This window comes from Caldicoprobacter guelmensis (assembly GCF_016908415.1).
Lineage (GTDB): Bacteria > Bacillota > Clostridia > Caldicoprobacterales > Caldicoprobacteraceae > Caldicoprobacter > Caldicoprobacter guelmensis.
This window is the reverse complement of the sequence record NZ_JAFBDW010000002.1, coordinates 356721-371128: the sequence shown is the minus strand read 5'-3', so window position 1 is coordinate 371128 and position 14408 is coordinate 356721. Positions and strand designations below refer to the sequence as shown.

The 14408-nt window shown below is 43.6% G+C and carries 12 protein-coding genes; 4 read left to right on the top strand and 8 right to left on the bottom strand.

What is annotated here, in order from left to right; all coding sequences use genetic code 11:
• Positions 1-8: 8 nt before the first annotated feature.
• Positions 9-1379 carry a dihydrolipoamide acetyltransferase family protein gene (locus JOD02_RS04365; protein ID WP_204487271.1) on the bottom strand — a complete coding sequence of 457 codons (1371 nt, stop codon included), beginning with the start codon at positions 1377-1379 and terminating at the stop codon, positions 9-11.
• A gap of 363 nt (positions 1380-1742) precedes the next feature.
• Here JOD02_RS04365 and srlD point away from each other — a divergent pair, with 363 nt between their 5' ends.
• Positions 1743-2528: a sorbitol-6-phosphate dehydrogenase gene (gene srlD / locus JOD02_RS04360; protein WP_341534522.1), complete on the top strand. Its 786-nt coding sequence runs from the start codon at positions 1743-1745 to the stop codon at positions 2526-2528.
• Positions 2529-2694: 166 nt separating this feature from the next.
• On the opposite strand, the gene JOD02_RS04355 is transcribed toward srlD, so the two are convergent.
• The 5 genes from JOD02_RS04355 to JOD02_RS04335 all read right to left on the bottom strand — a co-directional run bounded on the left by JOD02_RS04355 (position 2695) and on the right by JOD02_RS04335 (position 7519).
• Positions 2695-3960: a zinc-binding dehydrogenase gene (locus tag JOD02_RS04355; protein WP_204487267.1), complete on the bottom strand. Its 1266-nt coding sequence runs from the start codon at positions 3958-3960 to the stop codon at positions 2695-2697.
• Positions 3961-4095: 135 nt separating this feature from the next.
• The gene (locus JOD02_RS04350; RefSeq protein ID WP_204487265.1) at positions 4096-4854 is read right to left on the bottom strand and encodes a DeoR/GlpR family DNA-binding transcription regulator; all 759 of its coding nucleotides are present in this window, start codon (positions 4852-4854) and stop codon (positions 4096-4098) included.
• A 139-nt stretch (positions 4855-4993) separates the two neighbouring features.
• Positions 4994-5737: an SDR family NAD(P)-dependent oxidoreductase gene (locus tag JOD02_RS04345; RefSeq protein ID WP_204487264.1), complete on the bottom strand. Its 744-nt coding sequence runs from the start codon at positions 5735-5737 to the stop codon at positions 4994-4996.
• Between the two features lie 21 nt (positions 5738-5758).
• Positions 5759-6391 carry a ThuA domain-containing protein gene (locus JOD02_RS04340; RefSeq protein WP_204487262.1) on the bottom strand — a complete coding sequence of 211 codons (633 nt, stop codon included), beginning with the start codon at positions 6389-6391 and terminating at the stop codon, positions 5759-5761.
• Between the two features lie 54 nt (positions 6392-6445).
• Positions 6446-7519 carry a uroporphyrinogen decarboxylase family protein gene (locus JOD02_RS04335; RefSeq protein WP_243426348.1) on the bottom strand — a complete coding sequence of 358 codons (1074 nt, stop codon included), beginning with the start codon at positions 7517-7519 and terminating at the stop codon, positions 6446-6448.
• A gap of 199 nt (positions 7520-7718) precedes the next feature.
• Here JOD02_RS04335 and spoVB point away from each other — a divergent pair, with 199 nt between their 5' ends.
• Complete coding sequence (spoVB, locus tag JOD02_RS11875; protein WP_394355739.1) at positions 7719-9284, top strand: stage V sporulation protein B; 1566 nt, start codon at positions 7719-7721, stop codon at positions 9282-9284.
• Between the two features lie 11 nt (positions 9285-9295).
• Here spoVB and fba read toward each other — a convergent pair whose 3' ends face one another.
• On the bottom strand, positions 9296-10237 hold the full coding sequence (gene fba, locus JOD02_RS04325; protein WP_204487256.1) for a class II fructose-1,6-bisphosphate aldolase: 942 nt from the start codon (positions 10235-10237) through the stop codon (positions 9296-9298).
• A gap of 272 nt (positions 10238-10509) precedes the next feature.
• Here fba and JOD02_RS04320 point away from each other — a divergent pair, with 272 nt between their 5' ends.
• Positions 10510-11757: a 6-phosphofructokinase gene (locus JOD02_RS04320; protein WP_204487254.1), complete on the top strand. Its 1248-nt coding sequence runs from the start codon at positions 10510-10512 to the stop codon at positions 11755-11757.
• A 149-nt stretch (positions 11758-11906) separates the two neighbouring features.
• Positions 11907-13193 (top strand): class II aldolase/adducin family protein, encoded by a 1287-nt coding sequence (locus JOD02_RS04315; RefSeq protein WP_204487378.1) that lies wholly within the window; start codon positions 11907-11909, stop codon positions 13191-13193.
• A 75-nt stretch (positions 13194-13268) separates the two neighbouring features.
• Here the strand turns inward: JOD02_RS04315 and JOD02_RS04310 are convergent, their stop codons facing one another.
• Complete coding sequence (locus JOD02_RS04310; protein ID WP_204487252.1) at positions 13269-14387, bottom strand: GNAT family N-acetyltransferase; 1119 nt, start codon at positions 14385-14387, stop codon at positions 13269-13271.
• Between the last annotated feature and the right edge of the window lie 21 nt (positions 14388-14408).

Below are 14408 nucleotides of genomic sequence, written 5' to 3'. Positions count from 1 at the left end.
CTCTTTGCTTATTTTGCAAGAAAAATATCAAAGTTTTCCAGATTGGTCTTGAGTTCCTGTAAAAACCTTGCGGCAGGAGCACCATCCACCGCTCTGTGGTCAAACGTCAGAGACAAGCCCATGGCCGGATAGGTGACTATCTTGCCGTCCACCTCTTTGACGCGTTGCACTATTGTATTCACGCCCAAAATACCAGTCTGCGGAGGGTTGAGTATGGGAGTAAAGGCCTCGACGCCTAAAGTTCCCAAGTTGGTAACCGTAAAGGTTCCTCCTTTCAAATAGTCGGGATTGATACTGCCCTTTCTGCAAGCCTCCACCAGTTCTTTCACTTCTCGTGATATCTGATTGAGAGACTTGCCATCAGCATTGTATATGGTAGGTACCATGAGCCCTCGCTCTGTATCTACAGCAACCCCGAGGTGTACATGTTTGAAGATGAGCATTTTATCCTCAAGAAAATGAGCGTTCAAGACCTTATGATTCAGCAGCGTCCTAGATACTACATAGAGTATGATATCGTTGAGCGTGATGTTTTCGAGTCCCAAACGCCCACCTTGCTCCTTTACCTTATTTCTAAACGCGAGTATTTCGGTGGCATCAAATGAGGTATGTATGGTGAGCTGTGCAGTATTAGCCAGCGATTGATGCATTGTCCTGGCAATGACTTTTCTTATGTTGCTGAGCTTGACCTCCTCATATTCCGCTTCCGCAACTCTTTCTTGAATGCGAGGTTGCACCATCTCGCGGGATTTATCTTCCTTCATCCTTTCCACATCAGCAGTAGTAACCCGTCCCCCTATGCCTGTGCCACTTATATGCACTTCCTCCGCTTTGAGATACGCTTCTCTAGCAGCAGGAGTGACCAACTTATCATCTTCTATAAGCTGCCTTATGTCCCTTTCAATTATCCTGCCATTAGGTCCGGTAGGAGTAGCTTCTCTGTAATCTACTCCCACCTTTTCAGCCAAATTACGAGCCCTTGGGCTAATCTTTATCCTGCCATCTTCCTGTGTCACAGTACCGCCTTTTATTTTTTCTTTTTTTTCATTGTCTGCCCCGGATTGTTGCTCTCCCTCAACTACACCGCCCTGTGTTGTAGGAACCTTCTTTCCCCCAGGCATAAACTCGGAAATATCCTCACCCTCTTCACCAATGACACAGACGGTTGCAAGCACTGGTACATCATCGCCCTCATCGAAGAAAATCTCCAGCAAAGTACCCTCTGCCTTTGCTTCCTCGTCAAAAGCCGCCTTATCGGTCTCATATGAAAAGAGCAAGTCGCCAACCTTTACCGTATCACCCTTCTTCTTGTACCACTTGGTTATGACGCAGCTTTCCACTGTTTGCCCCTGACGAGGCATAATCACCGGCGTTGCCATATTTCTATCTCCCTTCTTCATTTTACTTTTTTTCAATTTTCAACACTTACTCGTCCAAAAATATTATGACCAATTATACCATCGGATTCCACGCTACAATGTCAAAAACATAAAACCTAACATATGTGTTAATTTTGATGTTATATTTTTCATTGTTTTAAACAAATATAACAAATTCATAACATTAAGTTGGTAAAATAAAACGCTTGATTTCATTTTAACAGACCTGTTTTTCATTGTCAACAGCTCATATTCCCTTTTATGTAGAGCTTTTTAATGTTGATTGATTGTCACCTAACCTGTATAATAATATTTAGGAATTTGTAATGTCCATGTTAAATTTATCAGAAAGGGATGATAGGTGTGGAGTACAAATACCGTCGATTAGAAAATCAAGTCGCCATTGTAACTGGGGCTGGCCAAGGATTGGGTGAAGCCATAGCCAGGCGTTTGGATGCCGAGGGAGCTAAAGTGGTGGTGACTGATATAAACTTTGAAGCAGCACAAAAGGTGGTAGCCGACCTTAAGGATGCAATCGCATTAAAAGTCGATGTTACAAAGTACGAAGATTGCGAAGAAATGGCGCGTGTAACTGTAGAGAAGTATGGAAGAATCGATTTACTAGTCAGCAATGCCGGAATCCTCATCGCTAAAGGAATTGATGAATTCACCACCGATGAGTGGAGAAAGGTCATAGAGGTAAATCTGATAGGCTACTTTAATTGTGCAAAAGCTGTGGCACCTATCATGATAAAGCAAAGGAAAGGCAACATCATTCAAATAAACAGCAAATCAGGCAAAAAAGGGTCCTATAAGAACTCGGCTTACGCCGCAAGCAAATTTGGCGGCATAGGGCTTACTCAGAGCCTGGCACTCGAGCTAGCACAATACAACATAAGGGTCAACGCCATATGTCCCGGCAATCTGCTGGACTCACCCCTGTGGGTCAATAGCCTGTACGAACAATACGCGCGCAACCAGGGACTTACAAAAGAAGAAATAAGACAGAAATATCTAAGCCAGGTTCCATTGGGAAGGGCATGTACATACGACGATGTGACTAACGTACTGGTATTCCTGGCTTCAGATGAAGCAAGCTACATGACAGGCCAGGCTATAAACGTAACCGGCGGTCAAGAGATGAGATAAAAAGAGATATTGCCCTTTAAAGCGGGCAATATCTCTTTTTATTTTTGCAAATTTGTTTTATTTACACATTTTGAAAACAAGGCCACTGTTTTACTGATTAAAACAACATTGGCACCATTTTATAATCACCAAGATCCACTTTTACATTTTAGCATCCCATATTCCATCAGATTATTGGCTTGGCATGTTCCAGAAGGTACCTCTCGGCTTCAGCACACCATAGGCCGTTATTTTCCTCTACTATCCTGGCCAACTCGGCAAATAGCGAATCAGTCTTACCCTTTTCCTTAAAATCCGCTATAGCAGTCAACTCAAGTTCGATGTTGGTATATATGAGCTTTTTCCCCCCCGGAATCTTAGGTAGATTCAAGGTAGTATCCACCACGCTGTTTAACCCTCCGATATGAGTAATCATAGCCGCCGGATTTATAAGCCCCTTTTCCATCATCTGCAACGCCTCTATCATGTCCTCGGTGTTGCCACCGCTGGTGCCTACCACGTGGGTAGATGCATAGTGTACGTTGTAAAAATTGACCTGGGCTGAAAAATTCGGATCAGTAGGCCCTGCAAAGAAATTCAAACAGCCATCCCTGGCCAGTATGGCATCCCCTGTCTCAACCACCGACTTAACCGGTGCAAATACAAACACGTCGTCATATCCCTTACCATCGGTCAAGGACATAAGATATTCTGCCACATTGCCCATCCCAGACGTGTTTACATACTTTAGCGTAACTCCGTTGCGCGCAGCTTCCTCTACCGTTATGATTTTGCTGGCCCTTTCAAGCCGGGCTTGGTCTATGTCAGTCACCACTAAAAGTCTCGGTTTTCTATCCCTGTGCACGGCATAATCAATAGCACCCAAACCCATAGGCCCTGCTCCGGCCAGTATTGCCATGTTTCCGCCCTCGACTATGTCCATGTTGTGCACGTACTTACCAGGTACGGTATGGTAACTCGCATGGAAGGCACCGATTATACACGACATGGGCTCGGCAAGCGAGCCATAAAAGTAAGCATCGCCGTTATATTCAAGCAAACAGTTCATTTCCATGACCTCGTTGGGGATGATAATATAGGTTGCACTACCCCCAATGTACTTGTACGAATAGCCTGGTGCCGCCAGGCTACCTTTGTAATTCAGAGCCGGTTGTATAGAGAACTTCTGGCCGGGCTTAAACTTGTGCTGCCACTTCTTGCCTACCTCAAGTATAATACCGCAGAACTCATGACCTATGATGACAGGGTTGGTTTCCACATCGTCAGGAACCCGCTTGTGGTCTTTCCCTTGAATAGCAGCCTTATATGAAGACATACATATGCTATCGGATATGACCTGAGCCAGTATTTCATCATCTTTTATAGGGGGCAGCTCAAACTCCTCCAGCCTCAAGTCGCTTTTTCCATAAAGGCGTACGGCTTTGGTCTTCATAAAACTCTCCTTGCTGTATCCGAACCAGACAAATAAACCGGTTCAGACGGCTGGGGTATTTGTAATCCGCCTATTTCAGTTGTCCTCCCCAGCAGGCGGTATTAGGACAACCTTATATTAAACAATAAGCCAACATTACTTTATCTCGACACCATACCTTTCAGCAGCTCGCATTATATTTTCAGGTAGGGGTTTATCGCATATAAGCACATCTATATCCTTTAAAGTTGCAAAAGTAAACGGCATGTTCTTATCAATTTTGCTGACGTCCATCAAAAGTATGACCTTGCGCGCCTTTCTAATAACAGCCCTTTTTAGCTCGCATTCATTGTAATCGCCACACGTAAAACCATATTCCAGTGAAAAACCCGATGTAGCCATAAATGCGATATCCACGTTTATATCTTTTATAAAGTTCAGGGAATTTGCACCAGAAGTCGATAAGTTATTGCGGCTGAGCCGTCCCCCCACTAAAGTCACCGACGGGTTGTTGTTTTTGATGACCTCCAAAGCGATGTTGGGACCGCTTGTAAGTATAGAAAGGTCCTCATCAGGCAATACCTTTGCTAGACACATCATGGTGGTACCCGAGTCAATGAAATACGAACGGCCACGTTCGACATACTCTAATGCCTTTTTGGCAATCTTCATCTTGGCCTCAACATTCTCCATGGCCCTCAGGCTATACATGTCTTCTTTTAAACTGGAAAACAAATTTACCGACTTTGCTCCTCCACGTACTCGAACAATCTGGCCTTTAGATTCCAAATAGCTGAGATCGCGCCTTAACGTCATAGTAGATACTTCTGGAAAGAGTTTCTCCAGCTCCTTGAGCTTTACTTCACCCTTATTCTGTATATAGGCATTTATGATTTCTCGCCTTTGAACGTTCAATCCCTATCACTTCCTTAAATACATTGTAACAAATCTGCCGTTATTTTTAACAAGGATTTTGTTATAATTGTTTTTATTTATCACTAGATTGTACTTCAATTATACTAATAAAAATAACCAACTGTCAATGTTACAGATATCACCATGGCCATTCATTCAGCCTATAATCCCTTAAAACCAAGCGGTCCTCATCTATATGTATATCTCCTTCTGCATACGGCGTACCGCTCAAAAAATATTGTAAAGCATATACAGCCGCTTCTTCTGGCTCCATATCAGCCTCATAATTTTTCTCTCCCCACATGTAAGTGCGCATCCACCCAGGATGATATAACCTGAAGGTATAACCTTCTGGCCTTAACCTGTTAAAGATTATCTTTACCGCCATATTGAGAGCGGCTTTGGACATGCAATAGCCATACCACGCCTTTCGCGTACACGCCCCAATGCTACCGGCTTCCGAGGACACAAAACAAAGGCGCTTTAACCTTCCATTATCCATCAATGGCAAAAACGCTCCTACCGTTCGTATGGGACCTAAAGCGTTAACGTCATAAATGCGGTGCATATCCTCATAATTCAACTGCTCCCTTATATCCAATTCGTTATACGGTGAAATGATGCCCGCATTGTTAATTAGCATATCGAGATGGTTCACAATTGAAGAAACCTGCATAGCAGCTGCCTTTACTGATTCATCGAATGACACATCAAGCAATATAACATGGAGCTTTTCAGGATATCTTTCACTTAAACCCGCTAGTTGTGGCCAGCTTGGCATATACTGGCCGGCAAATACGCGCCATCCCTTCTCCAAAAGCTTTTCACACAGCGCAAACCCAAGCCCGCGATCGGCTCCTGTTATAACAGCTATCGGCTCCATATCTGCTCAAACCTCCTATCCTTAATCCTTGACCAGCCAATTGAGTGAATTCCGTAACAACAACTGAAAACTGGGATAAAGCCATACCTCCAGGTTATGACCTGGAGTCAATACGCACACCTTCCCTTTACCATGGTTACGCGTCCAGCCGGCAGGCTGCATCCCATGGCTAGATGTTGCAGTCAAAAAGACATGCACATCATCGTCATCATTGATCTCCATGAAATAGTGTTCATCCTTTAAGGTAAAAGGCTCAAATCCATCAGTAATAACATGTTTCCCTGCAGCCTCTACCGTGACCAGGCATTGTTCGGGATGGTGTATAAAGACACCACCCAGTATACGGCGAATTATGGTGGCTTCCCTGTATTCTGCCGTACCCGAATGTACGGCCAAAAGGCCACCGCCATTCAGGACATAGCTCTCAAAAATTTGTTGAGCTTCTTTAGTTGCCCATTCCATTGTATCCGTTGATGAAAAATTATTTGACTTTGCAAGTATGACTGCAGGAAACTGGCATAAAAGGTTCATCGTCAAATCAGCCATGTCCTCTTTAAAGACAAATTCAAAGCCTTCAACCATAAGAGGCCCAAGTCCGCTTTTTACCACACTTGAGGGATGCCAACGGTCATCACAAAAAACCAAAACACGCATTTTACACGCCCCCATTTCAAGAGAATTTGTGCAATAATTCCATTACAGCCTCAACTAATAAGTACCCAACTCCAGTCCTTTTTCAACAAAATAACGATAAGTTTCATAATTCACAGTATTGGGGATAGAATGATCGCTGTGCAGCACATATCCATACTTACCTTTCACTATCGGAATCTTTGCTTCGAGTTCCTGGTCTATGAGCCTTTTATCGTTTGTATACAACACCCTTACATCAATTCCTCCCATAAACGAAAGCACATCGCCATAATCTTTATACAGCTTAATTAAATCCATGCCCGCCTTTACTTCAATCACCTGCAGGCAATCAATTCCCGCTTCGATCATACCTGGCACAAGAGGCTCCACATATCCGCAAGAATGCATAATAACAGGCAGATTATGGCTTTTCGCATATTCAATGGTCTTTTTGTGTCCCGGCTGTATTATCTCTCTATACATTGCCGGTGACATAAAAGGCTTAAGCTTAAAACCCATATCCTCATAATACCATATGCCATCAGGATATCCTTCCTGAGAAAAAAGGATCTCCTGAAGTTCAATAATGAGGGTAGCATAGGTATCGACCATATCCTTTACCCACTCTGGATCAAGTGCCATACCAACAAGCATATGCTCGTGCCCACACACAGGATGAATACATTCAAAGACATTGACACCCGACCAGGCAAAAAAGCGGTTGTGTTCCTGTGCATGTTTTTTGGCTTTTCGATAAGCTTCAAAATTAATGCGTCTGGGATCAGGCTTAAGCAATGGCTTTATGTATTCCTCCCATCCTCTGCGATCCTTGACCAAAAAATCTACATGCTCAGGTGTGCTGTCATGAAGCTTGTGTCTCCGAAGCAAGGCTCCATTTCCATCTCGAATCAAGATGGTCTCTTCTGTCTCTTCAACCACCTCTGGAACAAAATCCAAATCGGCTACAAGATTAAACGGCCAACACAGTTCCATATCAAACCCAAAATGGTCAATCAGATTTTCATCCGGTCCGATATGCCCCTCTTCTTGCCATTTTTTAAGGGTATCACCCCAAAAGTGCTCAAATACGCCAATGCGGTCTACCGGCTTACGCTTTAGAATATTGTGAATGCGCTCAACCCCCGTCATGGTTTCCACTGTTTTACCCCTCCTTATCCACTTTTCAAACTGATATAACTTAAAAAAAAATATTTTAGCATATTTTTCAATCATCTCATAAAAAACAAAAAACATATTCCTGCTTCTACTAAGCATTTGAGGTGAATATTTATGAAACCAGAACAATTTATATCGGAGGAATGGCAAATTGAAGACTAATCCCCGTTCCATGCTGTACGGAACGTTCATTTTGGCTGGGGCAAATGTGCTGGTCCGAATCATTGGCTTTGTATACCAAATAATGCTGAGCCGACTGCTGGGACCCGAAGGCACGGGAGTATACCAGTTGGTATTTCCTCCATACACCATTGCATTAGCTTTGACGACCTCAGGGATACCGATTGCTGTTTCGCGATTGGTAGCATCTAGCAATGCTGTAGGAAACTATAGACAATGTAAGAGGATCGTATTAACAGCCCTGTTGATAGTAATAATTGTAGGATTGGTCCTCTCTATATTAATCTTAACCAACTTAAACTGGATCACCAATAGAATATTAAAAGACTCTCGTACCCACATACCACTATTTATTCTCTTTCCATGCGTTATTATAACCGGTATGGGAGCAACACTTAAAGGCTATTTCTACGGCATAAAGCATACACACCAACCTGCTTTGGCTGAAATATTGGAACAACTGATCCGAATCTCTTCGGTAGGATTTTTGCTCTTATGGCTAAAACCTCAGGGTTATGAAGAAGCAGTTATAGTCATTGTATTCGGCGTTGTCATAGGAGAACTTGCAAGTTTATTATACCTCCATATTCGATACCATTACTCCACAAAATTCATCAAAACCCTAGGCAATAACGCCAAAACTTCCCCATTTTCTTTACTTCTCAAAAACATTATCTCCATAGCTGTCCCCTTAACCTTTACCAGGATTATAATTACCTCCATAAACTCCATCAACAGCATTCTCGTTCCTCGGCGCTTGGCCGCTAGCGGCATGACAAACAGCCAGGCGGTATCGCTGTTTGGCATTATATCAGGAATGGTAATGCCACTGCTTTTCATCCCTTTTACCATTACAAATGCGCTTTCCACCATAATAATTCCCCATCTTGCGGAGGAAATGGCTCTTGGCAATTGGTCATCCATACGACACAACATCTCAAGTGCCATCCAGCTTACATCCCTTGTTGCCTTTGCATCTACTGCCCTCCTGCTGTCCCTTGGACAACCCATCGGAATTGCGCTGTATGCTCAACCCCAAGTAGGACAATTGCTAACCCCTTTTACATTGGGCGCAATCTTCCTTGCCCTTCAGCATACTTTAAGCGCAGTCTTAAACGGCCTTGACAGGCAAAAGCGCTCAACGCTAAACCTGTTTATAGGAGGAATCATTCAGGTCTTATGTACCTACTTTCTTGTATCCATCCCTGCCCTGAGAATATACGGGTTTATCATTGGATTTAACTTGAGGAACATTACAGTATCCATGCTGAATTTTTCTGCAGTAAAAAAGCTTACCAAACTTCAGATAAGATGGGCCGACTGGCTTTTTAAACCCGGTTTTGCCGCTCTTGTAATGGCATCATTGGGACGATGCGTTTTTAACTTATCCACACATGCCGGCTCTTCCCTCATCGTATCGCTGACCTTGGCTGCAGCGATCAGTGCCATCTTTTTCTTAATATCCCTTTATTCGGTTAACGGAATACCGAGAATCAAAAGACAAGGCTCCTCATTAATCAGCACATTTATGAGGAGCCTTAGAAGCTTATATCATTGACCAAATAAATTTTACCTTACTTCGTCTGCTTTCCCAGCACATCCTAACACATTTACCAGCTTGTGCTTTACAAGCTCCTTAATAGCCTCTCTAGCAGGACCTAAGTATTGTCTTGGGTCAAAATGGCTGGGATTCTTAGCAAAATATTCTCTTATAGTAGCTGTCATGGCAAGCCTCAAATCAGAGTCAATGTTTATCTTACATACAGCCATGGACGCTGCCTTTCTCAGCATATCTTCCGGTACACCCTTTGCCCCTGGCATCTGTCCGCCGTACTTATTGATCTTCTCAACAAATTCCGGTATTACCGAAGAAGCCCCATGCAATACAATGGGGAATCCAGGAAGCCTCTTTTGTATTTCCTCAAGAATATCAAATCTCAGCTTTGGCTCACCCTTGAACTTATATGCCCCATGGCTTGTACCTATAGCAATCGCTAGTGAATCCACCCCAGTCCTCTCGACAAACTCAGCCGCCTGGTCGGGATCGGTAAAGAAAGCCTCCTCCTCAGACACATTTACAGCGTCTTCAATTCCAGCAAGCCTTCCCAGCTCGCCCTCTACAACCACGCCCCTCTCATGGGCGTAATCGACTACCTTTTTGGTCAAAGCTATATTCTCCTCGAATGGAAGGTGTGAACCATCGATCATAACCGACGTGAATCCACCATCAATGCACGCCTTGCAAAGTTCAAAGCTGTCGCCATGGTCCAGGTGAACGCAAATGGGAAGGTCGGTTTCAATGAGGGCAGCCTCAATTAACTTCATAAGGTATGTATGCTTTGCATATTTTCTCGCACCGGCAGACACCTGCAAGATCAAAGGGGCATTTACTTCTTTTGCAGCTTCAGTAATGCCTTGAATGATTTCCATGTTGTTTACATTAAAAGCACCAATGGCATAACCACCTTCATAAGCCTTTTCAAACATTTTCTTTGATGTAACCAATGGCATAACACAACAACTCCTTTTCTAAGATTATGTACTCACATTAGAATTCTTAGTCACATTAATTTTATCACATTCATTTTCAAAATCAAGGTCATTTTCAAAATTTCATCACCAAATTATTCCAATATAAAATAATTTGTTAGATTTTTGTCTACGAAAATTGCTTTTTAAAATCAAATATGGTATATTTTATAAGGTACGATAAAGTTTAAGAGGGATACACAACAAAAATATTTACATAAATTAACATTAAAGTTTAAAAAGGAGGTTTGTCAATGAGCGAATTGAGAGGCGCTTGTATACTTGGTCAATCAGGTGGACCTACTGCAGTTATAAATGCCACTGCGGCAGGCGTAATTCAAGAGGCGTTAAAGCAGGATTGTATAACAGCAGTCTATGGGGCAGCACACGGCATTCAGGGTATATTAAATGAGAAATTCTATGATATGAGCAAAGAAGACCCATATGAGCTGGAACTGCTCAAAACCACTCCTTCATCCTTGCTGGGTTCCGTACGTTACAAGTTGAGAGACCCTGATGAGGATGACACCGATTACAAAAAGCTGCTGGAAATATTCAAAAAATACAACATAAGGTATTTCTTTTACAATGGCGGTAACGATTCAATGGACACCTGCAACAAGATAAGCAAGTACATGCAAAAAGTGGGTTATGAGTGCAGAGTGATGGGTGTACCCAAAACCATAGATAATGACTTGTGGGGTACTGACCACTGTCCAGGCTATGGCAGCGCAGCTAAATACATAGCAACATCCACAATGGAAATTTACCTAGATGTAAGAGCGTATGACACAAAAATAATCACAGTGCTGGAAATAATGGGGAGAAACGCCGGGTGGCTTACTGCGGCATCGGCACTTGCAGGTGTACAGGGATACGGTCCGGACCTCATATACTTGCCTGAAATTCCTTTCGACCTCGATAAATTCATAGATGAGGTAATGGCAGTATACGAGAAAAAGAAAAACATCATCGTGGCCGTATCCGAAGGCATAAGAGATAAAGACGGAAAATATATTTTCGAATACGGTCCTGCACTGCACAAACACACTGACGCATTCGGGCACGTCCAATTGGGTGGCCTTGCATCCACTCTGGCTGGAATATTGAAGGAGAAAACCGGAGCCAAGGTACGCGGGATTGAATTCAGCCTGCTCCAGAGATGCGCAGCCCATGTTGCTTCGCTTACCGACGTGAATGAAGCCTACCTTGCCGGACAAGCCGCTGTACAGTACGCAGTACAAGGCATAACCGATAAGATGGTGGCGTTTGAGAGGGAAGAAGGGCCAGAATACAAGTGCAACATAAAATTGGTCAACTTGACCGATGTTGCCAACGTGGAGAAGAAGGTACCGCGCGAATGGATAAACAAAGAAGGCAACGGCGTCACCGAAGAGTTTATCAAATACGCTATGCCGCTTATCCAAGGCGAATCGAGGCCGCCGTTCGAAAACGGATTACCAAGGTTTGCAAGATTGAAAAAGGTTTTGGCCACAAAATAAAAACAGATGGGTCAGACGAAAAGGGGAGTTTAACACCCCTTTTCGTTATTGTTTTTTTAATGCTAAAATAAGAAATTGCTGTCCAAAATGAAATTCGCAAACTTTAAGTTAATGGCTGTATAGTCTTAAGAAAAAGGAGGGTCAAAATGTTGAAGTTTGAACTACTGCATCCAGCCGATCAAATAGTAATGATCATGGAGAGAATATACCGGTACGGTATGACCACCACATCGGGTGGCAACATATCAATCCTTGACGACAACGGAGATATATGGATCACTCCCAGCGGAGTTGACAAGGGTTCTCTCAGCCGCAATGATATAATACGCGTGAAAGCTGATGGAACCGTAGAAGGGATTCACAAACCTTCAGTTGAACTCCCCTTTCACGAGATGATCTATCAAAAAAGGCCTGATATAAAAGCCATTATTCACGCCCATCCGCCTGCGCTTGTAGCTTTCAGCATAGTGCGTCAAATACCAAACACAAGGCTCATACCCAATGTACATCTGATATGTGGCCAGGTCGGAATAGCAGAATACGGCTTGCCTGGAAGCAAAGACCTTGGCAAAAAGATTGCAGCCCAATTCGAAAAGGGCTTTAAAACCGTTATACTCGAAAATCATGGTGTGGTGACGGGTGGCAAAAACCTGTTTGAAGCGTTCATGGCCTTTGAAACCTTGGATTTCTGCGCAAGGCTTGAACTGAAAGCTCGGAGACTGGGAATTTTAAGGAGCCTAACCGACAGGCACATAGAAATATCCAAGAACAAGCAGGATGTCACGCTGAACGAATTCATTCCCAAAAGGTTTACCAGCGAAGAAAGGGAAGCCAGGCGGAACATGTGCCAGCTCATACACCGCGCCTATGACCAGCAGCTTTTCACCAGCACGCAGGGTACATTCTCTCAAAGGCTGAGCGACGGTTCCTTTATAATCACGCCCTACGGGCTGGATAGAAAGTATCTCCAAGAGGAAGACCTAGTACGCATTGAAAACGGATGGAAAGAGGCAGGGAAAAACCCCAGCCGGTCGGTACTGCTGCACAAAGCCATATACGACAAGCACCCCTACATCAACTCGGTGCTCATTGCTCACCCGCCAAACATCATGGCTTTTGCCGTCACAGATGAAAATTTTGAAACCAAGACCATACCAGAGAGCTATATAATGCTGCGAAACATACCCAAATTACCATTTGGGTGTACCTTCATGCAGCCAGAAATGACGGCAGATGCATTTTCCAAGGAAACATCGGTGGTGCTGGTGGAAAACGACTGCGTCATCGTAACGGGAAGCAGCCTGCTCAATGCCTTCGACAGGCTGGAAGTAGCCGAATACAGCGCCAAGGCCATCATAGCAGCTAGGGATTTGGGAAAGTTAGTAACCATCAATGACGAGCAGATAGCTGAGATCGAAAAGGCATTTAAGTTATAATACCCCATAATTTGCTTCTAGCAAAATTGGTATTCAAACCGGCCATTTTCGCCAGGAGCTTTTACCTGGTCATCATTAGAAGTACTTTATATAGCACCTTCTCCGCTTGTGTTGCCTAAAATTGAAATATCGCCACTGAGCTCGAACCTTCACATTGGATTCCAGCTGAGGATTGCACTCCGCTTTGACTATGCCGTTTTTGATGCACGCCTTGTGAATCTCGCTCATCAAAATGGCATTCACTCCTTTGCCCTGCAGCTCAGGCTTTACAGCTACCAGACACAAATCAATGGTATCGTTTTTCTTCAAAGCCCTTAAAACGTGTATGAATCCAAAGGGGAAAAGCCTTCCGTTCGTCTTTCTCATTGCCCGCGTCAAAGATGGAAATGCAATGCCAAATGCCACTACCTCATTATTTTGATCCAGAATTACTTTTACATAGTCCGGATTTACAAAGCCGAAATATTGCTTGGTGTACAGCTCTATCTGCTTATCGGTTAGCGGTACCACACCATAAAGGTCCTTATAGGCCTCGTTCAAGAGGTTAAAGATACCCCTGACATAGGGAATGAAATCTTTGGGCCTTTTTGCGTCCAGTACCTTAAGGTTAAACCTCCTTAAGGCATCCTGTGAGGCCCTTTGTATAACCTCGGGTAGCTGCAGGGGGACCTCCAATTCGTATTCAAGCCAATCCACGTCTTTAACGTAGCCGTTGTTTTCCAGATGAACGGGATAATACGGATAATTATAAATAGTTGTAAAGGTGCCCATCTCTTCAAATCCTTCTACCAGCATACCCTCCCTGTCAAGGTCACAAAAACCCAGAGGCCCATGCAGGCCTGTCATTCCCTTCCCCCTTGCCCAATCTTCCACAGTTGCAAGCAAACCTCTTGATACCTCAGGGTCATCTATAAAATCTATCCATCCAAAACGCGCGTTCTTCTGCCCCCACTTCTCTATGTATTTGTAATTTATTATACCGGCAATTCGTCCTACAACCTCACCGTCCTTGAGCGCCAGCCAGTACTTGGCTTCACAGTACTCAAAAGCAGGATTTTTATCCTGGCGAAGGGTATTCATCTCATCCATCACAAGAGGCGGCACCCAGTATTTGTTTCCTGCATACAGCTTATAAGGAAAATAGACGAACTGCTTCAAATCCTTCCGTGTTTTAACTTCCTTTATCTCGATCATATTATGACCCCCTCATCATTG

Excerpts from the sequence above, each read along its gene's own strand:
- JOD02_RS04365 (WP_204487271.1), bottom strand. The coding sequence starts at position 1,379 with ATGGCAACGCCGGTGATTATGCCTCGTCAGGGGCAAACAGTGGAAAGC.
- JOD02_RS04355 (WP_204487267.1), bottom strand. The coding sequence starts at position 3,960 with ATGAAGACCAAAGCCGTACGCCTTTATGGAAAAAGCGACTTGAGGCTG.
- JOD02_RS04345 (WP_204487264.1), bottom strand. The coding sequence starts at position 5,737 with ATGGAGCCGATAGCTGTTATAACAGGAGCCGATCGCGGGCTTGGGTTT.
- JOD02_RS04340 (WP_204487262.1), bottom strand. The coding sequence starts at position 6,391 with ATGCGTGTTTTGGTTTTTTGTGATGACCGTTGGCATCCCTCAAGTGTG.
- JOD02_RS04335 (WP_243426348.1), bottom strand. The coding sequence starts at position 7,519 with ATGACGGGGGTTGAGCGCATTCACAATATTCTAAAGCGTAAGCCGGTA.
- spoVB (WP_394355739.1), top strand. The coding sequence starts at position 7,719 with ATGCTGTACGGAACGTTCATTTTGGCTGGGGCAAATGTGCTGGTCCGA.
- fba (WP_204487256.1), bottom strand. The coding sequence starts at position 10,237 with ATGCCATTGGTTACATCAAAGAAAATGTTTGAAAAGGCTTATGAAGGT.
- JOD02_RS04320 (WP_204487254.1), top strand. The coding sequence starts at position 10,510 with ATGAGCGAATTGAGAGGCGCTTGTATACTTGGTCAATCAGGTGGACCT.
- JOD02_RS04310 (WP_204487252.1), bottom strand. The coding sequence starts at position 14,387 with ATGATCGAGATAAAGGAAGTTAAAACACGGAAGGATTTGAAGCAGTTC.